Origin of the sequence: Alicyclobacillus acidocaldarius subsp. acidocaldarius DSM 446 (assembly GCF_000024285.1) — a bacterium.
GTDB classification, from domain to species: Bacteria; Bacillota; Bacilli; order Alicyclobacillales; family Alicyclobacillaceae; genus Alicyclobacillus; species Alicyclobacillus acidocaldarius.
This window is the reverse complement of sequence record NC_013205.1, coordinates 775,243-797,995: the sequence shown is the minus strand read 5'-3', so window position 1 is coordinate 797,995 and position 22,753 is coordinate 775,243. Positions and strand designations below refer to the sequence as shown.

At 64.1% G+C, this 22,753-nt stretch carries 18 protein-coding genes and 1 riboswitch; of the genes, 4 read left to right on the top strand and 14 right to left on the bottom strand.

The genetic code is table 11. The features are described from left to right. Window positions 1-19 precede the first annotated feature (19 nt). Genes secG through AACI_RS03720 form a run of 5 tightly spaced genes read right to left on the bottom strand, consistent with a single transcriptional unit; the run spans window position 20 to window position 5,152 of the window. The gene (gene secG / locus AACI_RS03740) at window positions 20-262 is read right to left on the bottom strand and encodes a preprotein translocase subunit SecG (RefSeq protein ID WP_008341091.1); all 243 of its coding nucleotides are present in this window, start codon (window positions 260-262) and stop codon (window positions 20-22) included. Window positions 263-312: 50 nt separating this feature from the next. Further along, the gene (eno, locus tag AACI_RS03735) at window positions 313-1,593 is read right to left on the bottom strand and encodes a phosphopyruvate hydratase (RefSeq protein ID WP_012810146.1); all 1,281 of its coding nucleotides are present in this window, start codon (window positions 1,591-1,593) and stop codon (window positions 313-315) included. Between the two features lie 25 nt (window positions 1,594-1,618). Beyond that, window positions 1,619-3,184, bottom strand: coding sequence for a 2,3-bisphosphoglycerate-independent phosphoglycerate mutase (gene gpmI / locus AACI_RS03730; protein ID WP_012810145.1), 1,566 nt, complete (start codon window positions 3,182-3,184; stop codon window positions 1,619-1,621). Further along, complete coding sequence (gene tpiA, locus AACI_RS03725) at window positions 3,181-3,951, bottom strand: triose-phosphate isomerase (RefSeq protein WP_012810144.1); 771 nt, start codon at window positions 3,949-3,951, stop codon at window positions 3,181-3,183. Before tpiA ends, gpmI begins: the two co-directional genes overlap by 4 nt. Window positions 3,952-3,964: 13 nt before the next feature. Beyond that, entirely contained in the window at window positions 3,965-5,152 is a 1,188-nt protein-coding gene (locus AACI_RS03720; protein WP_012810143.1) for a phosphoglycerate kinase, read from the bottom strand. A 55-nt stretch (window positions 5,153-5,207) separates the two neighbouring features. On the opposite strand from AACI_RS03720, the gene AACI_RS03715 reads away from it, so the two are divergent. Both AACI_RS03715 and AACI_RS03710 read left to right on the top strand, forming a co-directional pair. Further along, on the top strand, window positions 5,208-6,095 hold the full coding sequence (locus AACI_RS03715) for a pyrroline-5-carboxylate reductase dimerization domain-containing protein (protein ID WP_280959719.1): 888 nt from the start codon (window positions 5,208-5,210) through the stop codon (window positions 6,093-6,095). Window positions 6,096-6,284: 189 nt separating this feature from the next. After that, window positions 6,285-7,526, top strand: a complete 1,242-nt coding sequence (locus tag AACI_RS03710; RefSeq protein WP_245530699.1) for a sensor histidine kinase — start codon at window positions 6,285-6,287, stop codon at window positions 7,524-7,526. On the opposite strand, the gene pepF is transcribed toward AACI_RS03710, so the two are convergent. Beyond that, window positions 7,527-9,356, bottom strand: a complete 1,830-nt coding sequence (gene pepF / locus AACI_RS03705) for an oligoendopeptidase F (protein WP_012810140.1) — start codon at window positions 9,354-9,356, stop codon at window positions 7,527-7,529. A gap of 3 nt (window positions 9,357-9,359) precedes the next feature. Continuing rightward, on the bottom strand, window positions 9,360-11,108 hold the full coding sequence (locus AACI_RS03700) for a pyrimidine-nucleoside phosphorylase (RefSeq protein WP_012810139.1): 1,749 nt from the start codon (window positions 11,106-11,108) through the stop codon (window positions 9,360-9,362). Window positions 11,109-11,272: 164 nt separating this feature from the next. Here AACI_RS03700 and AACI_RS03695 point away from each other — a divergent pair, with 164 nt between their 5' ends. Continuing rightward, window positions 11,273-12,589 carry a polysaccharide biosynthesis C-terminal domain-containing protein gene (locus AACI_RS03695; RefSeq protein ID WP_245530767.1) on the top strand — a complete coding sequence of 439 codons (1,317 nt, stop codon included), beginning with the start codon at window positions 11,273-11,275 and terminating at the stop codon, window positions 12,587-12,589. Between the two features lie 35 nt (window positions 12,590-12,624). Here AACI_RS03695 and AACI_RS03690 read toward each other — a convergent pair whose 3' ends face one another. The 4 genes from AACI_RS03690 to lysA all read right to left on the bottom strand — a co-directional run bounded on the left by AACI_RS03690 (window position 12,625) and on the right by lysA (window position 17,934). Further along, a complete protein-coding gene (locus AACI_RS03690) occupies window positions 12,625-13,923 on the bottom strand; it encodes an Nramp family divalent metal transporter (protein WP_012810137.1) in 1,299 nt (432 codons plus the stop codon). A 365-nt stretch (window positions 13,924-14,288) separates the two neighbouring features. After that, a complete protein-coding gene (locus tag AACI_RS03685) occupies window positions 14,289-14,705 on the bottom strand; it encodes a VOC family protein (protein ID WP_012810136.1) in 417 nt (138 codons plus the stop codon). A gap of 242 nt (window positions 14,706-14,947) precedes the next feature. Beyond that, a complete protein-coding gene (locus AACI_RS03680) occupies window positions 14,948-16,474 on the bottom strand; it encodes a fumarate hydratase (protein ID WP_012810135.1) in 1,527 nt (508 codons plus the stop codon). A gap of 128 nt (window positions 16,475-16,602) precedes the next feature. Beyond that, window positions 16,603-17,934, bottom strand: coding sequence for a diaminopimelate decarboxylase (gene lysA, locus AACI_RS03675; RefSeq protein ID WP_012810134.1), 1,332 nt, complete (start codon window positions 17,932-17,934; stop codon window positions 16,603-16,605). A gap of 194 nt (window positions 17,935-18,128) precedes the next feature. On the opposite strand from lysA, the gene AACI_RS03670 reads away from it, so the two are divergent. After that, window positions 18,129-18,338, top strand: a complete 210-nt coding sequence (locus AACI_RS03670; protein ID WP_012810133.1) for a DUF378 domain-containing protein — start codon at window positions 18,129-18,131, stop codon at window positions 18,336-18,338. A gap of 79 nt (window positions 18,339-18,417) precedes the next feature. Here the strand turns inward: AACI_RS03670 and AACI_RS03665 are convergent, their stop codons facing one another. The 3 genes from AACI_RS03665 to AACI_RS03655 form a co-directional block, all read right to left on the bottom strand. Further along, window positions 18,418-19,812, bottom strand: coding sequence for an MFS transporter (locus AACI_RS03665; protein WP_012810132.1), 1,395 nt, complete (start codon window positions 19,810-19,812; stop codon window positions 18,418-18,420). 156 nt (window positions 19,813-19,968) lie between these two features. Next, window positions 19,969-20,101: riboswitch (cyclic di-AMP (ydaO/yuaA leader) on the bottom strand. 129 nt (window positions 20,102-20,230) lie between these two features. Next, complete coding sequence (locus tag AACI_RS03660; RefSeq protein ID WP_148213729.1) at window positions 20,231-21,181, bottom strand: peptidyl-prolyl cis-trans isomerase; 951 nt, start codon at window positions 21,179-21,181, stop codon at window positions 20,231-20,233. A gap of 41 nt (window positions 21,182-21,222) precedes the next feature. Beyond that, window positions 21,223-22,746 carry an AMP-binding protein gene (locus AACI_RS03655; protein ID WP_012810130.1) on the bottom strand — a complete coding sequence of 508 codons (1,524 nt, stop codon included), beginning with the start codon at window positions 22,744-22,746 and terminating at the stop codon, window positions 21,223-21,225. Window positions 22,747-22,753 lie beyond the last annotated feature (7 nt).

Sequence of the window (22,753 nt, the reverse complement as noted above, 5' to 3'; positions counted from 1 at the left end):
TTTTTTGTGTGTCGCACGTCTAGTGCACGTTGTAGTGGTACATCACCGCGATGAGCCCCGTCACCAGGAACAAGAGCACGGCGAGCACCACGGTCACGCGGGCCAGCAGGGAATCCATCCCTTTCGGGCGGCGGTTGGAAAACTGGTTGGCGCCGCCCGTGATGACGCCCGACAGGCCCGCGCTTCTCCCCGACTGGAGCAGGATGACAAGCACGAGCAAGGCACAGAGCGCCACGAGGGCAATCTTGGCCGCCAGCATCATGGTCTTGTCACCTCCGCTCCCCAAATCCCAAACTTAGTCTAGCACGGCTGTCAACCTTGGACAAACGCGCCGCGCCCCGCGTACGACGCCGCCGCACCCAGCTCCTCCTCGATGCGCAACAGCTGGTTGTACTTCGCCACGCGATCCGTCCGGCTCGGCGCGCCGGTCTTGATCTGGCCGGTGTTGAGCGCCACGGCGATATCCGCGATGGTCGTGTCCTCGCTCTCGCCCGATCTGTGCGAGATGATGGCCGTGTAGCGGTTCTTCTTGGCGAGCTCGACCGCGGCAAACGTCTCCGTCAGCGTGCCGATCTGATTGACCTTCACGAGGATGGAGTTGCCCACGCCGCGATCGATCCCCATCTTCAACCGCTCCACGTTCGTCACAAACAGGTCGTCCCCAACCAGCTGCACCTTGCCGCCGAGGGCCGCGGTGAGGTTCTTCCACCCATCCCAGTCGTCCTCCGCGAGCCCGTCCTCGATGGACAGGATGGGGTACTTGGCGAGGAGCCCCTCGTAATAATGGATGAGATCGTCGGCCGATCGCGTCACGCCCTCGCCCTCAAAATGATACTGGCCGTCCTTGTAAAGTTCCGTCGAGGCGATGTCGAGCGCGATGGACGCCTGCTCGCCCGGCTTGTACCCGGCCTTTTCGATGGCCTCGACGATGACCTGAATCGCTTCCTCGTTGGTCTTCAGGTTGGGCGCAAACCCGCCTTCGTCCCCGACGGTCGTCGACAGACCCTTATCCGCGAGCACCTTTTTCAGGCTGTGGAAGATCTCCGCGCCCATGCGCAGCGCCTCGCGGAACGTCGGCGCGCCGTGCGGCACGACCATGAACTCCTGGATGTCGACCGTGTTGTCCGCGTGCTTGCCGCCGTTCAGGATGTTCATCATCGGCGTCGGCAGCGTGTGCGCGTACGTCCCGCCGAGGTAGCGGTACAGCGGCAGGCCCACCTCCGCCGCCGCGGCCTTCGCCACCGCGATGGACACGGCGAGGATGGCGTTCGCCCCGAGCTTGCCCTTGTTGGGCGTGCCGTCGAGCGAGATGAGCAGGTTGTCGATGGCAATCTGATCGAGCGCGTCCTCGCCGATGATCTCCGGCGTGATGATCTCGTTCACGTTTTTGACGGCCCTCAGCACGCCCTTGCCCTGATAGCGGCCCTTGTCGCCATCGCGGAGCTCCACCGCCTCGTGGGCGCCGGTCGACGCGCCGGACGGCACAATGGCGCGGCCCTTCGCGCCGGACTCGAGCTCCACCTCCACTTCGACCGTGGGATTGCCGCGGGAATCGAGCACCTCGCGCGCATGGACGTCAAAAATCTCGGACATCGCGATCCTCTCCTTTGATGTGGATTCAGTGTTCAATCAAGGTCTTGCCCGTCATGGCCTGGGGCTTGGGCAAGCCGAGCAGATCGAGCAGCGTCGGGGCGAGATCGGCCAGCACGCCGCCCTCGCGCAGCTTGAGGCCGGGAACCGTCACAATGCACGGCACCGGATTTGTGGTGTGCGTCGTGCAAACCTCGCCCGTGTCGGGGTAGATCATCATGTCGGCGTTGCCGTGATCGGCCGTGATGATGGCGACGCCGTCCATGTCGAAGATGGCGTCCATCACGGTCTTCAGGCACTCGTCGACCGCCTCGCACGCCTTAATGGCCGCCTCGAGCGAGCCGGTGTGCCCGACCATGTCCGGATTTGCGAAGTTCAGGATCATGGTGTCGATCTCGCCCGAGCGAATGCGCTTGGCCGCCGCGTCCGCCACCTCGTACGCGCTCATCTCCGGCTTCAAATCGTACGTCGCGACCTTGGGCGACGGGATGAGCACGCGCTCCTCGCCGGGGAACGGCTCCTCGCGCCCGCCGGAGAAGAAGAACGTCACGTGCGGGAACTTCTCCGTCTCCGCGATGCGGAGCTGCGTGAGCCCCGCCTTCGACACGACCTCCCCGTACGTCTCGGTCGGAAAGTCGGGCGGATACGCGATCTCGCTTTGCACATCGTCGCTGTACTTCGTCATCGAGACAAAGTGCACCTTGGGCGGGTTGGGCCCGCGGTCGAACCCGTCAAACGCCGGATCGGTGAGGGCGAGCGACAGCTGAATGGCGCGATCGGGCCGGAAGTTGAAGAAGATCAGGCTGTCCCCGTCCTCGACCGTCGCGAGCGGCTTGCCGTCCGCGTCCACGTGCACAACCGGCTTCACGAACTCGTCCGTCACGTCCGCCTGGTAGCTCGCCTGCACCGCGGCGATCACGTCCTCGTGGCGATCGCCCTCGCCGTGGACCATCGCGTCGTACGCCCGCTTGACGCGCTCCCAGCGCCTGTCGCGATCCATCGCGTAATACCGCCCCATCACCGTCGCGATGAAGCCCGTCTGCAGATCGTCCATGAGCTGCTGGAGTTCGCTCAGGTATCCGACACCCGTCGTCGGCGGCGTGTCGCGCCCGTCGAGAAACGCGTGCACGGCGACGCGGGGAACCTTGCGGCCCGCGGCCATGCGCAACAGCGCAAACAGGTGATCGATGTGGCTGTGCACCCCGCCGTCCGACACCAGGCCGCAGATGTGCAGCGTCTTCTTGCGGCGCACCGCGAGATCCATCGCTCGAACCAAGACCTCGTTCTGGAAGAAGTCTCCATCGCGGATGGCCTTGGTGATCCGGGTCAGATCCTGGTACAGGACGCGCCCCGCCCCAATGTTGGAGTGGCCGACCTCCGAGTTGCCGAACTGCCCGTCCGGCAAGCCGACGGCCTCACCGGACGCCTGAAGCGTCGTGTGCGGATACGTCTCCCAGTAGTGATCGAAGTTCGGGGTCTTGGCCAGGTACACCGCGTTCCCTTCGTGGTGCGGGCTTAAGCCGAAGCCGTCGAGGATGATGAGCGCGACGGGACCTTTGCCGTTCGGGCGCGGTTTTCGCACAAACTCGCTCATTCGAGCACCCCCTTGATGGCTTCCGCCATGGCCGCGAACGACGTGGGATCCAGGCTGGCGCCGCCCACGAGCGCGCCGTCGAGATCGGGCTCGCGGACGAACGACGCCACATTGTCGGGCTTGACGCTCCCTCCGTACAGAATACGCAGACCCTCCGCCGCCTCGGGCGACCAGGTCTCTGCCACGGCCGCGCGAATGGCCCGCGCGACTTCCTCAGCGTCGTCGGGGGTCGCCGTCTTGCCGGACCCGATGGCCCAGACCGGCTCGTACGCGACGACCGCGCGCCCCACCTCATCCGCGGTGAGGCCGTCGAGCCCCTGCAACACCTGGCCCGTGACCACCTCCTTGGTCACGCCGTCCTCCTTCTGCGACGAGTTCTCCCCGACGCACAGAACCGGCGTCATGCCGTTCGCCACGATGGCCTTTATCTTTTGATTGATGAACTGATCGGACTCGCCGAACAGCATGCGGCGCTCTGAGTGTCCAGCCAGGACGTATTTCGTCCCGAACTCGGCAAGCATGCCCGGCGCAATCTCGCCTGTATACGCACCTTCCTTTTCTGGAAACACGTTCTGGGCACCTAGCCGCACCTGCGCCGGCAACATCACGCGCAGGACGTGCAGGCACGTGTACGGCGCGCAAATGGCGTACTCGATCCGGCTGTCGAGCTTCTGCGACTGCTGCCCGAGGGCCTCCGCAAACGCCCGGGCCTCCGCCACCGTCTTGTACATCTTCCAGTTGCCCATGAGAAGGGGCGTCCTCGCCATCCAAAAGACCTCCTCACTTGTCTTCGATCACGGCCACGCCGGGCAGGGTTCTGCCCTCCAAAAACTCCAGCGAAGCGCCGCCGCCCGTGGAGACATGGGTCATCTTGTCGGCCACGCCCGCCTGTTCCACGGCAGCCACCGAGTCGCCGCCGCCCACAATGGTGGTGGCATCCGCCTCCGCCATGGCCTGCGCGATGGCGAATGTGCCCTTCGCGAACGCAGGCATCTCAAACACGCCCATCGGCCCGTTCCAGATGACCGTCTTCGCGCCGAGGATCTCGTTCCGGAACATCTCCACGCTCGCAGGGCCGACGTCGAGCGCCATTTCGTCCGGTTGAAGCTCGCTCACGAGCCTCACCGTATGCTCCGCGTCCGGCGCAAACGCCTTGGCCGCCACCACGTCCACGGGGAGCAGGAGCTTCCGGTTCGACGTGCGGGCGAGATCGAGCAGGCGGCGCGCCGTCTCCTTGGCGTCCTCCTCGACGAGCGACTTCGCCATGTCGTGGCCCTCGACCGCCAAAAACGTGTTCGCCATGCCGCCGCCGATGATGAGCGCGTCCACCTTGGGCAGCAGATTTTCTATCACCTTGATCTTGTCCGACACCTTGGCGCCCCCGATGATCGCGACGAACGGGCGCTCCGGATTCGCGAGCGCCTTGCCCATGATGCCGACTTCCCTCTCCATGAGGAAGCCCGCCACGCAGGGCAGGTACTGCGCGATCCCGGCCGTGGACGCGTGCGCGCGATGCGCCGAGCCGAACGCGTCGTTCACGAAGACGTCGCCGAGATCGGCCAGTTGCCGGGCGAACGCGGGGTCGTTCTTCTCCTCGCCGGGATAGAAGCGGACGTTCTCCAAAAGCAGAATGTCGCCGTCCGCAAGCGCCGACACCGCCTTCTGCGCCTCTTCACCGACGGCCTCCGGGCAAAACGACACCCGCTTATCGGGAATGAGCGACGCCAGGTGATCCGCGACCGGCCGAAGAGAGTACTTCGGATTCGGTTCGCCCTTCGGCCGGCCGAGGTGGCTCATGAGAATCACGCGAGCGCCGCGGTCCGACAGATATGTAATCGTCGGCAGCGCCGCGCGAATGCGCGTGTCATCCGTGATCTGGCGCGCGTCGTCCATGGGCACGTTGAAGTCCACGCGCACGAGGGCGCGCTTGCCCTGCCACGCCACATCTTCCACGGTCTTCTTAGGCACAAAAATCCTCCCATCTCCAAGCGTCTTCTGATCTCGGGGTGCTGTTCCGCTTGTATTGTACCAGACCCTCCCGCGCGCGTCTAAAGGGGCAAGGGAAGACATATACATGGCAAGAGCGAGATCGCATCGGGGGTGGCCCACCATGACCATCGGCATCATTGGGACCGGACACATGGGCGGCATGCTGGCCGCCACGCTCGCGGAGACCTCGGGCGAGCGCATCCTCGTGTTCAACCGTACGCCGGAAAAGGCTGCCCTCGTGGCCGAACGTCACCCTCACATCGCCGTGGCCAGGGGCCTTTGCGAGATCGCCGAGGCGTGCGACACGGTGGTCATCTGCACGCGCGCCGCGAACGGAGAACAGGTGATCCGCGACATCGGCCCGCGGCTTTTGCCCAAGAGCCTCCTGCTCACGACGATTTCGACAGCCGATCTCGCCGCTTGGCAGCGCCTCACCCCCGCCATCCCTGTCAAGATGGTGCCGAGCCTCACGCAGTGGGCGAAATCGGGCGTCATCCTCGTCATCTATCCAGAGACCGCAGACCAAAGCACCAAGCGGCGAGTCGAGGATCTTCTCCGCCCCATCGGCCGCCCGTTTTCCATCGCGGACGAGCAAGTGCGCGTGGCGTCGGATCTCACCAGCTGCGGACCGGCCTTTTGGGCGCGCCTCTGCCTCGCGTGGTCGAATGCCGCGGCTGCCACCGGCGCTCTGGATTCGACGGAAGCGGCCGAACTCATCCGCGACACGGCCGTCGGGTTTGCCCGCCTGCTCGAGGCGGGTTGGTCCTTCGCCGAGGTGGTGGACGCCGTCTGCGTGCCCGGCGGCGTGACGGAAGCCGGGCTCGAAGCCTTCGCCGGCGCCGAAGACATGTTCGCCCATCTCCACCGCCGCACCGCTCGCTTTGCGCACGGCCATCAGCCGGAGTCGCCTCCTGGCGGCTGAGGCCCCGATGCACACGCCGAGGCCATCGCCCCCTCATCTCGAATTTTTAGAAGCTTTGTCGAAAGGGCGTGAACTGGAATTCATCGTCTTGTGCGACGCTCGCCCGAGTCGCATAATGGATACAAGTGTAGAAATTTGTTCGCGATGCCGTCAAAGGTGGTTGTCACGTTGGGCTCTGCATACGCACCCATGGCTTCGAAAGACAACGACTTCTGCAGGCCTGATGAGGTCTCGGGCGCGACCTCTCCGCCCCGCCTCAGAGCGCCGTACCTCCTTGTGCGCGCGAGCGCGCGCGAAATGTCCTTTTTCGAGTTCGTGCGCGATCTCGCCGCCACGCACCCCGATCCCGATCCGTTCCTGTGCCTGGTGCTCGACGCCGAGGGCGGCGTCATGACGAGCGCGGCACACGGCGAATGGGAGAAGGACGAAATGGCCGCGTGCCTGAGCGCAGCCTCGCGCGAATTCCCTGCCGTGGCCGCCCAAGAGACGAGCATGTCGCCGCGAACCGAGTTCGGCCTATCGGCGGTCGCCCTTCTGCGCACCGATGGATGGCACACGGCGTGGACGCGGTTACCTATGGCCGTTGGACGAGCCCGCCATCTCGCCGTGATCCGGCGCGCATCGGACGAGGACCCTCGCAGCCTCGGGCGCCTCGCGCTCCACCTCGCGCACGCGGCGACCCAGGCGTGGACAAGCTGCGAGCGCACGCTCGTGCGGAGAAGTCAATGCGTGATCGAACGCATGCGAAAGAAATTGCAGGAATTCGAGAAAGTGTCCGCATTGGCCCAATTGTGTGCCGGGATCGCGCACGAGATCCGAAACCCGCTCACGACGGCGCGTGGATTTCTGCAGCTCTTCGCGGAGCGCTGCGACGACAAGGACCGCGGCTACCTCGAGCTCACCATCAGCGAGCTGGATCGCATACGGGAACTGTTGGAGGATTTCATGGGCCTGTGCCGACCGGACCGAGAGGAGGCGGCCGAGGTCGACATGGTTGAAATTGCGCGATCCGTCCATCGGTTTCTCGTCCCCGAGGCGAGCCTCTGCGATATTGCGTTCGAACTGAACGTCCCCGCGCATCCCATCCCGGCCGCCGTGCGTCCCGCTCAGATCAAGCAGGTTCTCATCAATTTGGTACAGAATGCGCTTCAGGCATGTCGCGGCCAGGCACATGCCGTGGTGAGGCTGGACGTGGCAGAGAAGGAGGACCGCGTGCTCGTGCAGGTGGTGGACAACGGCTGCGGGATCGAACACATGGATCGCATTTTCCGACCGTTCTACACCACGAAGTCCACGGGCACCGGGCTCGGCCTCTTCGTGTGCAAACACATCATCGAGTCGCACGGGGGGTCCATCTCGGTCCGCTCGCAGGTCGGTGCGGGCACGACGGTCACCGTGGAGATCCCGAAATGCGCCTCGCGGCGCGCCTAGTCAGCGCGCCGCCAAAAGCTCGTCAAGTTCCGCCGTCAGCCGCGCGAACCGCTCGAGCGCCTGGCGAACCGGAGCGTCGCTCGTCATGTCCACGCCCGCCATCCGAAGGAGCTCAATCGACGTGTTCGAGCTCCCCGAGGACAGAAATTGGAGATACCGCGCCACCGCCTCATCCCCCTCGCGCCGGATCTTTTCCACCAAGGCGAGCGCGGCCGAGATCCCGGTCGCGTATTTGTACACGTAAAACGCGGAGTAAAAGTGCGGAATGCGCATCCAGCCGTGGGCGATGTCGTCGTCCACCGCCACCTCCGGCGCGTAATAGGCTCGGTTCAAGTCGTAAAACACCTCGTCCAGCCAATCCGCCGTGATGGCGCCGCCCGATTCGATGCGCTCATGCGTGCGCTTCTCAAACTCCGCGTAAAGCGTCTGCGCGACGAGCGTCGTGCGAATGGTCTCCACCTGCCGGTTGAGCAGGTACGCGCGACGGAGCGGGTCCTGTTCTCGCCCGAGCAGGTCGTCGTACAAAATCGCCTCGTTCACCGTCGACGCCACCTCGGCCACGAAGATGGTGTAATCGCTGTAGATGTACGGCTGCGTCTTCCGCGAAAAATAGCTGTGCATCGAATGACCCAGCTCGTGCGCCAGGGTGAACATGTCCTGCACGGAATCCGTGTAGTTGAGAAGGATGTACGGATGCGTGCCGTACGTACCCCACGAGTAGCCGCCCGAGCGCTTGCCCCGCGTCTCGTACACGTCCACCCAGCGGCCGTAGAGCCCCTCGCGCGCGGCGCTCGCGTACGTGTCGCCAAACACTTGCACGGCCTTCAGCACGGTCTCTCGCGCCTCTGCGTAAGGGACCTTCCAGTCGATCTCGCCAACGAGCGGCACGTACAAATCCCACATGCGCAGTTCGTCGAGCCCGAGCGCGCGCTTGCGCAGCGCGAGATACGACTGAAGCGCCGGAAGGGACTCCCGCACCGCGCGGATCAGGTTTTCGTACACCGAGCGCGGGATGCGATCCGCGTCGAGCGCCGCGTCGAGCGCGGACGGATATCGCCGCACGCGCGCGTTGACTGCGTTCCGCTTGACACTCGCCGCATACAGCGCCGCAATGGTGTTGCGATGCTTCTTGTACGTGTCGTACACCGCGTGGAACGCCCGCTCGCGCACGCCGCGATCGCGCCGCTCCAACAGCTCGTGGTACAGCGCGTGCGTCACCTGCACGTCTTCCCCGTTTTCGTCGCGGATGACCGGGAAGACCGTGTCCGCGTTGTTGTACATCTCGAAGATCTCGGACGGCGCGTGCAGCACCTCGCTGAACTGCGCCAAAAGCTCCTCCTGCTCCGGGGTCAGGACGTGATCGCGCTGGCGGAGCGTTTCCTCGAGGAAGAAGTGGTACAAGCCGAGCCCTTCGACCGTTTCGAGCCAGCCTTCGACCTGCTCCGGGGAGAGCTGAACGAGTTCAGGGTAGAAAAACGACGTCGTCGCCTGGATTTCGGCGGCGAGCCGCTGGGCCTCCGCAAAGAGCGCCTGCCGCCAGCTCTCCGTCGTGTCCTCGTCGAGCTTCATCTTGGCGTAGACGAAGAGCTTCCAGAGGATTTGGCTAAGTTCGTCGTGCGCTCGCAGCGCATGGAGGAGCGTCTCGCCGGACGTGTTCAACCGCCCGCGAAACTGAACGAACGCTTCCGCAAGCGCGCGGACGCGATCGGCGTCCTTGCGCCACGCCTCTTGGTCCGGGTAGATGTCTTCGAGGTTCCAGCGAAACTCGGGATCGATCTCCTGCCTCGCCTTGCCGCGCACGTCGCGCGCCCAAATCACCTGTGATGCCACGCTTCACGCCTCCTTGTCTTGCCGCCTGACGTTTGCCATCTGCGCGTCCGTGAACGCGCCCGGGAGAAGCTGGCCGACGGTCATCTCCACCACATCGCCCCGGAGATTCCCGAGGTAGACCGGCGTGTCGGGCGGGCAGAATTCGGCCAACACCTGCCGGCACGCGCCGCAGGGAGAGACCGGCTCCGGGCTGTCCGCAATGACGGCCACCGCGCGAATCTCGGGCCTCGCGCCTGGCGCACTCTCGGCGACGGCGCGAAACACCGCGGACCGCTCCGCGCAGTTGGTGAGCCCATACGACGCATTCTCGACATTGGCGCCGGTCACCATGCGCCCGTCCGCAAGCTCAAGCGCCGCGCCCACGGCGAAGCCGGAGTACGGCACATACGCGCGCTCGCGCGCCTCTCGCGCGGCCTCCATCAGATCGGCGTGGGGCAGAGCCTCGCTTCGGTCGATCCGGGCGAGGATGAGCGGCGGCGCCTCGACGGGATCGTCCGAAATCTCCATGACTTCCTCGATCTCCCGAATGCAGCGGAGGGCGTCCTCCTCCGTGCGCGCGTGCACGGTGAACATCGGGCGGTGGGTCTGGACGCGGTCGCCCACCTTCGCATGCAGCACGATCCCGACGGACGGATCGATGGCCGCGTCCTTCGTCTCCCGGCCCGCGCCAAGCCGCATCGCCGCGAGCCCGAACGCGAGCGCGGGCAGCTTGGCGACAAACCCGGCCTTCTTCGGCAGATAGGGCATTTGGACCGGCGCCTGCGGGAGACGGCTTGGATCGTCGACGACGGCCGGATCGCCGCCCTGCGCCGCAATCCACCGCCGGAGTGTCTCGAGCGCCCGGCCTTCGGCGACCGATTGGCGTAACATGCGGCGCGCCTCCTCGCGCGTCGCGGCGACCCCCGCCAGCACGGTCATCTCCTCCGCCAGGGCGAGCGCGATCTCGGCGAGATCGAACGGTCCCTCGCCGGACAGCACGCGGATGGCCTCGGCCACCTCGAGCGCGTTCCCAATGGCGCACCCGAGCGGCTGGTCCATGTTGCTGAGAACGGCAACCGTCCGCCTGCCCGCCGCCTCGCCGATTTCGACCATCAGCCTCGCGAGCCTGCGCGCGTCCGAGCGCGACTTCATAAACGCACCGTCGCCCACCTTGACGTCGAGCACGATGGCGTCGGCGCCGCCCGCCAGCTTCTTGCTCATCACGGAACTCGCGATGAGGGGCAACGACTCCACCGTTCCCGTGACGTCCCGGAGCGCGTACAGCTTCTTGTCCGCCGGCGCCAGATCCGCGGTCTGTCCTCCCAGCGCGATGCCCACCTGCCTCACCTGCGCCACGAGTTCCGCCACGCTCAGATTTGTGCGAAATCCCGGGATGGACTCGAGCTTGTCGATGGTCCCTCCCGTGTGACCAAGCCCCCGCCCGGACATCTTGATGACCGGCACGCCGATGGACGCGACGAGCGGCAACACGACGAGCGTCGCCTTGTCTCCCACGCCGCCGGTGCTGTGCTTGTCGACCTTCACGCCCGGGATGCCCGAGAGATCCAGCCGTTCGCCGGAATCGGCCAAGAGCCGCGTGAGCGCAAGCGTTTCCTCGCGGGTCATGCCTCGCCAGACCACCGCCATGAGAAAGGCGCTCATCTGGTAGTCCGGGATTCTCCCAGCCACGTACCCCTCGATGAGAAACCGAAGCTCCTCCTCCGCCAAAGCCTCCCCTCTTCGCTTCTTGTCGATCACGTCCACCGCTCGCATGCAAAGCCACCCTCTCGTCTCGAGCTCCTTCGCGTCCATGGTACCACAGCGCGGAATGGGCTGTGCGACGCCCCTTCACGGATGGGACAGACTCCAGTAAAGTGATACGTGGCAGATTTGCGCGCGATTCTCGGCTCGGCCGGAAATGGAGACGAACCATCGTGATGGGACGAAAGCTCACGCTGTACAGCTTTGCATACCGGGGACTGTCCTCGTTTCTCACCTTCGCCAACAGCGCCATTGCCGCGCGTTACCTTCCGACGGCGAGCCGCGGCGAATTTCAGCTCTCCACGACCGTGGCCACCCTGGGTCAGTCATTTTCGGGCGGATACACGAATTATTTTTCCTACGCGCTGCCCCGCAGGCCACACGACAAGGCGCAGATTGTGCAGATGGGGAACTTCGTCATGTATCTGTTCAGCATCGCCGTCTGGCTGTGCGCCCTCGCCGCCATTTGGATTTGGCACCCACCCCTCTCCATCGCCTATGCGATGGTCGGGATTCCCTTCACGTTTCTGTTCGGATACGGCTCGAAGCTCCTCAACTCGCTCGGGGAGATCTCGTGGCTGAACCGCGTGAACATCGCGCAAGCTGTGGCGTTTCTCGTCCTGTACCTCGCCTTCATCGCGTTTCACTGGCACATGGCTCCCGGGCCCCGTCTCGTGTGGACGTTTCGCATTTGGCTCATCTCCTGGGCCCTTTGCGTCGCGCTGACGCTCGCTGTCACGTATCAGAAGCTCGGGTTCGGAGAGACGCTCAAGTGGCGATTCCACCGGGCAGAATGGCGAGGGCTCTACCGGTATGGCACAGCTTCTTCGCTCGCCATTGTCACCGGGTACGTCAACTATCGGACGGACTTCTGGATGCTCGCGCTGTTGCACAGCGCCACTACGCTCTCCATCTACGGCGTGGCGGTCGCCGCGGCGGAAATCCTCAACACCCTCACGCAAACCATCGCGACCATGGTCTTTCACCGCGTGACGGCGGCGAGCGTGGACGACGCCGGCGCCATCACGGAAAACGCCTCGCGGCAGACGCTCGTCACGTCCATCTTCGCCGCCTGCGCCCTGGCCCTGGGCATGCCGCTCATCGTGCTCATCTACAGCTGGCACAAGTACGGCGGAAGCCTCGGCCCGTTCTACGTGCTCCTCCCGGGCCTCGTGCTCAAGGCCACGGCCAATGTGATTGCGCAGTACTTCACCAACGCGCTCGGGCGCCCCACGGCGCTCACGTGGGTGAACCTGGCCGTGATCGCCGCCAACGCCCTCATGTGCCTGGGACTCATTCCGCTCGCCGGGATGTACGGCGCGTCCATCGCCTCAACGCTCTCGTACGTGCTGGAACTCGCCCTGTACGTCACCTGGTATCGGCGGGCTTCCGGGCGCGACAGCAGGGCGCTGTGGCGCGTGACGCGCGGCGATCTCGCGCCGTATCTCGATCTCGTCCACAAAGTTCGCGCGCGTTTGGCCCGGACGGCATAAAAAAGGCCCGGCACGCGCCGGGCACACGAGCGACCTCAGAAGCTGCCGCCGAAGGACAGGTACAGAAGGATCATGTTCAAGACGACGATCACGCTCGCGCAGAAGCTCGCCACCCAGGTGGTCAGCCGCCGATTGACCAATCGCCCCATGATGTCCGGCCGGCGCGTGAAGTAGATCAGGGCCACCACCGGCATCGGCAGGACGATGCTCAGCACCACCTGGCTCAGCACGAGCGTCTCGGTCGGATTGAGCCCGAGAGCGACGATGATGACCGTCGGGATCATCGTGATGACGCGCCGAAGCCAGAGCGGAATGGTGAAGCCGACGAACCCCTGCATGATGACCTGCCCGGCCATCGTGCCCACCGCTGAACTCGAAAAGCCGGAGGCGAGCAGCGAGATGAGAAATACCGCGGCGCTCGCCGGGCCAAGGAGCGGTGTCAGGGTCTTGTACGCGGTGGAGATGTCGGCGACGCCCGTGTGACCTGTGTTGTGGAACACCGACGCGGCCATGAACATCATCGACAGGTTCACGAGCCCAGCGAGCGACATGGCGATGGCGACCTCTTTTGCGCTGAAGCGCGCGATTTTCACCTTGTCTTCTTCATCGCGCGGCTGAATGCGGTTTTGCGTCAGGCTCGAATGCAAGTACACCACGTGCGGCATGACCGTCGCACCGATCACGCCGACGGCGAGCAGCACCGCCGCCTGGTTCCCCAGCCACGGCACCACGCTGTGATAGGCCACCTGGCCCCAATTGGGCTTCGAAAAAACCGTCTCCACGACGTAGCACAGGGCGATGATCAGGACGAACGCCGTGATGAACTTCTCGAGCGGCCGGAATCCCAGGCGGTCCAAGGTCAGAATGAGATACGTCACGACGCCCGTGACGAGCGTTCCCCACAGCATAGGGATGTGGAGCAACAGATTCAAGCCCACGGTTGCGCCCAAAAACTCCGCGATATCGGTGGCCATGGCCGCGACTTCGGAGAACGCCCACATCACGTAGGTCAGCCACTTGGGAAAGTGATCTCGGCATATCTCCGGCAGGCTTTTGCCCGTGGCGATGCCAAGTTTTGCGGACAGGTGCTGAATGAGCATCGCCATCAGATTGGCGAGCACCACCACCCACAGCAGGCGATAGCCGAACTCTGAACCGCTCTGGATGTTGGTCGCGTAATTGCCCGGGTCAATGTACGCCACACAGGCGACAAACGCCGGGCCGAGAAACGGGAGCAGCGCGCGCAACCCCCTGCGCCGATGATCCAAGGCGGCCCTGGCCGCTCGCACAGCCTTTGCGTCAGACGTCTGCAAGCTCGTGGTCGTCACACTCACCTCATCGCCCCCTCCGCCGGGAACTGCCCCGCCATCGGGGCCCCGGACATGAGTTGTATTCGGGTAAGATTTTTAGCCCAAGGAAACTTTCTGACCCTATTATACGCCGGTCTCGGCAATTTGTGACCTGCACATTTGGCCAAAGGCAAAATTTTTGGTCGGGGGAAAGTGCACGGCATGGAGTGGCGGGGTCCCGGTGAGCGTCAGGAAAGCCTCCTAGCAGGGGGGAAGGAGGGGGCAGCTTGCCCCCTCATAAGACGGTGCGGGCCATCCCGCACGCGGTGAATCGAGGAACTGGACGTGAGTAAGACTTAGCAGCGCATCGTCTGAGCCACCGAATATTCCTTCGCCGTATATTGGCCCTTTCACAGCTGACAGTTCAAGTCCCACGTGATTCCGAATTGATCTGTCAGTTTCGCGTATTTCGCACCCCAAAACGTCTTCTGCAGCGGCATATGAACTTTGGCTTCTTTCACCAAACGGGTATAGACGGCATCCATCTCCGATTCGGCCGAAAACTCGACCATCAAACTGACCGCACTGCGCTCTGGGAGTACCCCGTCCCTCGGAAAAACGTCCGAAATGAACAACCACGCATCGCCCAATTTGAGCCGCGCATGCAAGACCTTCGTCCGATAGTGTTCAGGAATCTGTGCACCAGGCATGTCTTCATAACGGCGCAACTCCACCACGTCGCCCCCAAACACTTCTGCATAAAAGTGCAGGGCTTCTTCCGCGTTCCCCTGGAAACTCAGGTATGGGACGATCCGAGCAATCGACATCGTACATGGATTCCTCCCCTGTACATAGCGTTCAGCTAGACAACACCGTGTTCTACCGCAGTCAGCATACCATACCTGCCGCCCCGTCCAGTCGCTCTCGCAAATCGTCCGGAGTCCTGCCAAGTGAGAGCAGGAATTGAACAAGGGGAACCGACGGTACTCCACACACAAAAAAAGGCTGCCCGTTCACCGCTTCGCCAACGGATACAGGGCAGCCTCCGAAAAACGTGTTTTCCACGCAATCACACAAACACAGGATCCTTGAGGTCCTCAAGCTTGACCATGGACTCCTCGGCGACTTCCTTGTGCAAGCTGTTCCCGTGCGCGTCCATCGTGACGATGGCTGGGAAGTTGTCCACCTCGAGATGCCACATCGCCTCGGGAATGCCGAACTGCTCGAGGAAGTCCACGCCTTTCACCTTCGTCACGCACCGCGCGTAGAATTGCGCCGCGCCGCCGATGGCGTTCAGGTACACAGCGCCCGACTTCTTGAGACCCTGCAGCGTCTTCTCGCCCATGCCGCCCTTGCCGATGACCGCGCGAATGCCGAATTTCTCGATGATGTCGGCCTGGTAAGGCTCCTCGCGCGAACTCGTCGTCGGCCCCGCGGCTTTGACATGCCACTCGCCGTTCTCGTCCTTCAGCATGACCGGCCCGCAGTGATACAGGATGCCGCCGCGGAGATCCACGGGCGAATCGTGGTGCATGAGGTACTTGTGGAGCTCGTCGCGGCCCGTGTGGATCTCGCCCCGGATGAGCACCACGTCACCCACCTTCAGCTTGCGGATCTGCTCCTCGCTGATGGGCGCCTGAAGGACAATCGCGTTCTCCGTCGAAAAGGCCTGTTTCGGCCGCTCGAGCTGGCCCTCGCCGTCCTTGTACAGCCAGCGCCGGATTTCGCCCGTCTCGGGATCGAGCACCACGCCCAGGCGCCGGAAGGCCCAGCAGTTGTACGCCACAGAGACGAAGAAGCTCGCAGGAATCCGGTTGCGCACGCCAATCTTGCACCCTAGGAGCGTCACCCGACCCCCGAAGCCCATGGTGCCGATGTCGAGCTGATTCGCCTTCTCCATGATGTACTGCTCAAGTTCTGCCAGCTGCGGATTCGGGTTGACGTCGTCCAGAGGCCGGAACAATTGCTCCTTCGCCGCCTCGTAGCCGCTCGTGCGGTCGCCGCCGATACAAACGCCGATGAAGCCCGCGCTGCACCCTTGGCCCTGCGCCTGGTAGACCGCGTGCAGGATGCACTTGCGGACGCCGTCGAGATCGCGCCCCGCGCGGCCGAGGCCGGGAAGCTCAGTGGGAAGCGCGTACTGGATGTTCTTGTTCTCGCAGCCCCCGCCCTTCAGAATCAGTTTCACCTCGACCTCGTCTTTCTCCCACTGGTGGAAGTGCACGATGGGCGTGCCCTCGCCGAGATTGTCGCCGGTGTTCTTGCCGGTGAGCGGATCGACCGAGTTCGGCCGCAACTTGCCAAGGCGCGTCGCTTCGGCCACGGCCCGACGAATCTCTTTCTCGAACTCGATTTGGTTGAAACCGACCGGACAATGGACAATGAAGGTCGGCATGCCCGTGTCCTGGCAGATGGGCTGCACGTCCTCCTCTGCGGAGATGATGTTGTCGATGATGGTGTTCAGGGCGATGGATGCGCGGCTGCCCAATTCCTCCTGAAGCTGCGCCCGCTTGATGGACCGGCGCACGTCGGGCGGCAGATTCGTGGAGGTCTCCGTGATGAGTTCCAGTAGACTATCAAACGCTTTCGTCGCCACTTGCCACTACCCCTTTCACAGCGCGTGCCTGGTGGCCCCCTTTCAGTATATCACTTGCCGCCTCCGAAGCCGGAATTGCGGGCCGTCACCGCCGCCGGCCCACGAAAAAAGGGGCCCTCTAGGCCCCATCACCGAAGCGGCACATCGAGCCGCGCCACGTCCGCCCACGTCTCGCGCCGCGCCACGAGGCGCGCCTCGCCATCGCGGCAAAACACGACGGCGGGCTTGGGAATGCGGTTGTAGTGGCTCGCCATCGCATACGTGTACGCGCCGGTCGCGAAGACGGCGAGGAGATCCCCCGGCTGCGGATCCGGAAGCGGGAGATCCCAGATGAGCATGTCCCCGCTCTCGCAGCACTTGCCCGCCACCGACCACGGGCGATCCGGCGGATCCGCCGCCCGATTTGCGTAACACGCGTGGTACTTCGCGCCATAGAGCGCCAGGCGCGGGTTGTCCGTCATGCCCCCGTCGATGGCGACGTAATTCCGCACGCCCGGAATGACCTTGCGACTGCCCACGCGGTACAGCGTCACGCCCGCGGGCCCGACGATGCTTCGGCCGGGTTCAATCCAGAGCACCGGCACGTCCATGCCTCGCGCCGCAAAGGCCGCCTTGGCGGCGCGGATCACACCCCGGACGAGATCGGCCACCGGCGGCGCATCCTCATCCGTGTACGGGATGCCAAACCCGCCACCCAGGTTGAGCACGGAAAAGGGCAGGCCGAACCGGCGCAGGCCGTCTTCGTACACGCCCGCCATTCGATCGGCGAGCAGTCGAAAGCCCTCCACATCGAAGATCTGCGATCCGATGTGCGCATGCACGCCGATGACCCGCGCGCGTTCCACCTCTTTGAGCCGCGAAAAGGCCTCCTCCACCTGGTGGCTGGCGAGATCGAAGCCAAACTTGGAGTCCTGCTGCCCGGTGGAGATGTAGTCGTGCGTGTGCGCCTCGACACCTGGCGCCACCCGCACCAGGACATCGACCGTGCGCCCGGTTTCTTGAAGGATATCGGCCAGGAGATCGATCTCGTCGAAATTGTCCACGATCACGGCCCCGATGCCGCTCTCAATGGCGTATTCGAGTTCCTCCGGCGTTTTGTTGTTGCCATGCATGTGGAGCTTGCTCGCCGGCACGCCGGCCGCGAGCGCGGTGTACAACTCGCCGCCGGACACCACGTCGATGCCCAAGCCCTCCTCGTGCGCGAGTTGGCAGATGGCCATGGTGCAGAAGGCCTTGCTGGCGTAAGAAATCTGATAGGGCACGCCTTCGTCTTGAAACACGCGGTGAAACGCGCGGATGGTATCGCGAATCAGCCCCTCGTCGTACGCGATGAGCGGCGTGCCGAACTGTGCCACGAGATCGACCGCGCTCACCCCGCCGATGAGAAGATGACCCTTTTCGTCTCGCGGAAAATGCGCGTCCACCCTCGGCCTCACGTCCAACAGGTGCTCTGATTTCACTCCGTCCACTCCTATCGTCTCTCTCTTGCATGACGCGCGGCGACACGACCTGTGTACAGGACCTGAATAAAGATTCAGACACAAGTATATACGTGCGCCATCGACGTGGGCAACGGCAAATTGCGTTAAGCCCGGTGCATAGCGCGGTAAAAGCCAGAACACCCTAGCGACAGATTCGGTTTGGAGGTGAGACCGTGCGCTGGAACCCCGTGGACTGGATCGCCTGGGCGCTCATCGTCATTGGGGGCATCAACTGGGGCCTGATTGGATTCGCCAACTACAACCTCGTGGGTGCCATCTTCGGCGCAACCTGGCTCTCGCAGTTCGTGTACGCGCTCGTCGGGCTCGGCGCCCTCTGGCAACTGGTGGCCGTCCTGGTGAAGAGTCAGGCCGTGAGAACGTGAAACCGTGTGTGCCGTGAAATGAGAAGAAGCCCTGGCAACCCGACGAGGAGCCAGGGCTTCTCCGTCCATCGCGAAGGGCTCAGCGGCCGACGCGCAGGCGGCGTTCGGAGGAGCGCCAGGCACTTTCCATCTCGACGTCCTCCCCGACGCTCGCCGCGTTCAGGGTGAGGCCGCGCGTCTCCGGCGCCAGGAAGAGGCAGATTAAGAATCCGCCGAACGTCACGAGCGCCCCCACCAACATCGTCGGACCCACGCCATAGCGAGCCAAAGCCCACGGCAGGAGGTACGTGCCGGCCACGGCCCCCAGCCTGCTGATGCAGGTCGTCACGCCAACCGCGGTGCCGCGCACCTCCGTAGGAAACAACTCGTTCGGCGCAAGCCACTCCATGATGTTCGGCCCGCCGGAAAACAGCGCGTACAGCAGAAAACCGAGGCCGATGACCCAAAGCGGCCCCTTCGGGAACAGTCCCAGGAGCAACATGCCGACGGTCATGACGGCAAACGAGGCGATCATCGTCGCCCTGCGCCCGAGGCGATTCAGAAACCATAGCGCGGGCACACACCCCACGATGAACAGCACGCTGATGAGCGCCGAACCGTACCCGGACGATCCGCTGAGCACGTGGTACTCGTCGAGGAGCGTCGGGCCAAACGTCAGCATCGCGAAGAGCGGCGCGACCGCGGCCGTGAAAAATCCACTCACGTACAGCGTTCGCTTCCAATACGTGCGATTGAACAGCGTCAGGTAGCTGGTGCGCGTGCGTTTCTCATCCGGCACCGCGATGTGCTTCAGGCTGGCTCCCGGCCCGTAGATGTCGCGAAGCACCTTCAGCGCTTCGCGCGCCCGGCCCTGCTGCAGCAGCCAACGGGGTGACTCCGGCGTCCCGAGCCGCAGAATCACGAGCGCGATGCCCGGCACCGCGCTCGACGCCAGCATGTACCGCCATGCGTCCGGCCCGATGGGCAAAAGCCACTGCCCCACCAGATACGCGACCGTGGCGCCCACGTACCACGCGATGACCGTCACGCCGAGCATCATGCCGCGATGTTTGCGCGGCGCGAACTCGGTCAGAAGCGACGTCGCGATGGGATAATCCGCGCCGACTGCGATGCCGAGCACCACGCGCAAGGCGAAGAGCTCCCAGGCACTGTGCACAAAGAACTGCAAAATCGAGGCCACGATGAGCAACACGAAATCGATGGTGTACATGAGCTGACGCCCAAACCGATCCGTCACGTATCCGAGCAGTCCGCCGATGAAGATGCCGATGAGTGCCGATGCACCAACGAGCCCGCTCCACATGGCGTTGAGGTGCAGTTCAGGCGTCAACTGCGTGAGCGCCACGGCGACGATGCTCAGGATGTACCCGTCGAGAAACGGCCCGCCAGACGAATAGATGGTGAGCTTCAGGTGAAACGGACTCCACTTCGCGTCTTCGACGGGATTGGCCGGCCTTGTCGCTTGCAGATCCATGGTCTCCCCCCTCAAGGTTTGGCGATCTCAACTGCGCCGCCTGCGTAAAGACACACAGGCAGCTGCGATATCGCGCGAGGGGGATCGGCAGAGGAGGTGCACCAACGAGGCTCACCGGTAGAAAAAGCGAGGAGAAGAAAGCGGCGATACATGGCATCGTCCCCTTTCCGTGCGCTTACGAGGTTAGCTGACGGGTTAGGGCGGAAAGGCGCCCCACGACGGATGTCGTTTCACCCCGAGAGTTGGGTCCCCCGTTTCCTCCGCAGGAGGAATTCAGCGCTGCCGCTTGTATCGCGATGCAACAGTCGATGTATATGTTACGATACACGAAATTTAAGATGAACGCAAGGCGAGCGTCAATCTTTGGACATCCGCCGCGGGCGGCCGCCGCAAGGGCCACCCACCGCGGGCCCGACAGTCAAGTCGATGTCGGGTTCTTGATGGCCGTGAGCACCGCCTCGTACGACGGGTCGAGGATTCGAATATCGGCCGACTTCGCGAGCTGCGCCACAAGCTTCGTCTCGCTTTCGGCATTCTGCTGCTTGATGGCCTGGATAATCTGCGAGCGAACGGCGGACAGCGGCTCCACGTGCTGCGGCGTGATGGCTTGGCACTGCACGATGTCGTATCCGCCCTGCACCTTGACCGGGTCGCTCACCGCGCCGGCCTTGAGGGCGAAGGCCGTGGATGCAATGGCGGGATCGCCCGCCTTCAGTTCATCAAGGCTGAAGGTTCCGAGCAGGCCGCCTTTGGAGCGGGTGGCCGCGTCGATAGAGACGGACTTCGCCACGGAAGCGAAGGGCGTCCCCGACTGGATTTCCGTGAGGGCCTTCTCCGCATCTGCCTTCGTCTTTACCGCGATGATGGCGATCTTGCGCGTCTCGGGCACCGTGAACATGGACGCGTTCTGCTTGTAGTACGACGCAATCTGCTTGTCCGTCACGTGAACCTGCGCCTCAGCGAGCTTCGAAGCGAGGATGTTGTCGCGAATTTGATTCAGAAACTGCGCCTTCGTCATGTGGTTCTGGGCAAGCAGCGAATTCAACTGCGCATCCGACGTGATGCCGTTCTGCATCTCGATGGCGGTGAGTTGCTGATTGATCTCCGCATTCGTCGCCGTGACGTGCTGTTTGGCCGCCGCCTGCTCAATCAGGGCATTGGCGATGAGCTCCTCCAGCATGGCCGATCCGGCATAGGCCTCCGACTGCTGCGCGAGCTCCTGTCTCGTGATGGGGGTCTTGCCCACCATCGCCACCACCGAGCCGCCCCCGTGTGCCGCATACGTGCCAAACCACACGCCGCCCACGACCAGCGCCCCCGCGGCCGCGCCGACGAACCCGGAAATCCACCGTTCCTTCTTCAATGCCATCCTCCTTCAGTCTTTCCGCACCCTGGGTCGCACACCCCAGTTCAAGCAAGCCTATCACGCGGCTCCAAGTTGCGCAACACGTGTTTCTGCACCTTGCCCGTCGCGTTCACCGGCAGGGATCGCGCGATGACGATCTGGGACGGCCGCTTGGGCCTGGCGAGATGCGCCGCGCAGAGCGACTCCAGCTCGGCCCGCAAGGCGTCCGCGTCGATGGCATCCGGTTCCTCCGGCACCACCCACGCCACGGCCCGCTCCCCGTAGAGCGGGTCCGGGAGCCCCACCACGGCGGAGCGCGCCACCGCCTCGTGCGCGTTCAGCACGTCCTCAATTTCCCGCGGCGAAATCTTCTCGCCCGCGCGATTGATCATCTCCTTCGCGCGCCCGGTGATGTACACGTAGCCATCCTCATCCATGTAGCCGAGATCGCCCGTGTAAATCCAACCCGGGCCGTAGCCGTAGTCGGGCGCAGGCTCCATGCCCTCGTAGTGCTCGATGACATTGGCGCCGCGGATGGCAATTTCACCGAGTTCATAAGGCGCGACAGGCTTGCGCTCCGCGTCGACAATGAGAAGGGACATCCCGACCGGCTTGCCGACCGATCCCGGCTTCCGCGCGCCCGGCGGCAGCGGATTGGTGCAGATCTGCCCCGCAGCCTCCGTCATGCCGTACGCCTCAATGACCGGCACGCCGCAAGCCGCTTCCATCCGCGCGGCCACCGCCGGCGTGAGCGGCGCGGAGGCGGATCGCAGAAAACGGAGCGTGCCGAGCGCCTCCTTGGGCACCGGGCGCTTGGCGACGATGGACAAAATCGTCGGGACGCAGGAGACCCAGGTGACGCCGTGGTGGCGGATGTCGTCCCAGAACAAGGAGGCGTGGAACTTGTCGCGCATGACGATCCGGCCGCCCGACACGAGCGTCGACAGGAGGACAATCACCTGGCCGTTGATGTGAAAGAGCGGCAAGATGCAGTATGCGACGTCCGACGCAGTGAGCTCATGGCTCCGCATCACGTTCTGCACGGCTGCAAAAAGGTGTCCGTGCGTCAGAAGCACACCTTTGGGCTCGCCCGTCGTGCCGGACGTGAACATGAGCACGGCCGGCTGCTGTTCTGAGGTGCCTTGCCGCGCCTCGGGCGCAGACCCAGAGGAGCGTTGCCAGATTTGAACCACCTGCCCGCGTTCGGCGTCCACAGAGGGCCCGCGGGTGAAGCGGTGCGCACGAAGCAAGTCGCCCCACCGTTCGCCGGCCGCAGGCGCAACGATGCCGTAATCCGCCCGGTAGCGGGCAAGCGCTCGTTCGAGCTCGCCCGTCGGCATTTCGCTGTTGGCGGGCACGCAGATGGCGCCGTGGTCCAGACACGCGAGATAGCTCACCACAAACGCGTACGAGTTCGGCAGGGCCACCATCACACGATGCCCGGGACGCACGCCGAGGGCGGAGAGCTGAGACCGGATCTCCTCAACGTGTGCGCGGACCTCGCCGCACGTGTACCAGCGGCCGTCCCAGACGACGGATCGCGACGGATCGGCGAGCGCGCGCGACAACGCGTCGTTTAGATTGGACATGCGAAAC

Excerpts from the sequence above, each read along its gene's own strand:
- secG (WP_008341091.1), bottom strand. The coding sequence starts at position 262 with ATGATGCTGGCGGCCAAGATTGCCCTCGTGGCGCTCTGTGCCTTGCTC.
- eno (WP_012810146.1), bottom strand. The coding sequence starts at position 1,593 with ATGTCCGAGATTTTTGACGTCCATGCGCGCGAGGTGCTCGATTCCCGC.
- gpmI (WP_012810145.1), bottom strand. The coding sequence starts at position 3,184 with ATGAGCGAGTTTGTGCGAAAACCGCGCCCGAACGGCAAAGGTCCCGTC.
- tpiA (WP_012810144.1), bottom strand. The coding sequence starts at position 3,951 with ATGGCGAGGACGCCCCTTCTCATGGGCAACTGGAAGATGTACAAGACG.
- AACI_RS03710 (WP_245530699.1), top strand. The coding sequence starts at position 6,285 with ATGGCTTCGAAAGACAACGACTTCTGCAGGCCTGATGAGGTCTCGGGC.
- AACI_RS03700 (WP_012810139.1), bottom strand. The coding sequence starts at position 11,108 with ATGCGAGCGGTGGACGTGATCGACAAGAAGCGAAGAGGGGAGGCTTTG.
- AACI_RS03695 (WP_245530767.1), top strand. The coding sequence starts at position 11,273 with ATGGGACGAAAGCTCACGCTGTACAGCTTTGCATACCGGGGACTGTCC.
- AACI_RS03685 (WP_012810136.1), bottom strand. The coding sequence starts at position 14,705 with ATGTCGATTGCTCGGATCGTCCCATACCTGAGTTTCCAGGGGAACGCG.
- AACI_RS03665 (WP_012810132.1), bottom strand. The coding sequence starts at position 19,812 with ATGGATCTGCAAGCGACAAGGCCGGCCAATCCCGTCGAAGACGCGAAG.
- AACI_RS03660 (WP_148213729.1), bottom strand. The coding sequence starts at position 21,181 with ATGGCATTGAAGAAGGAACGGTGGATTTCCGGGTTCGTCGGCGCGGCC.
- AACI_RS03655 (WP_012810130.1), bottom strand. The coding sequence starts at position 22,746 with ATGTCCAATCTAAACGACGCGTTGTCGCGCGCGCTCGCCGATCCGTCG.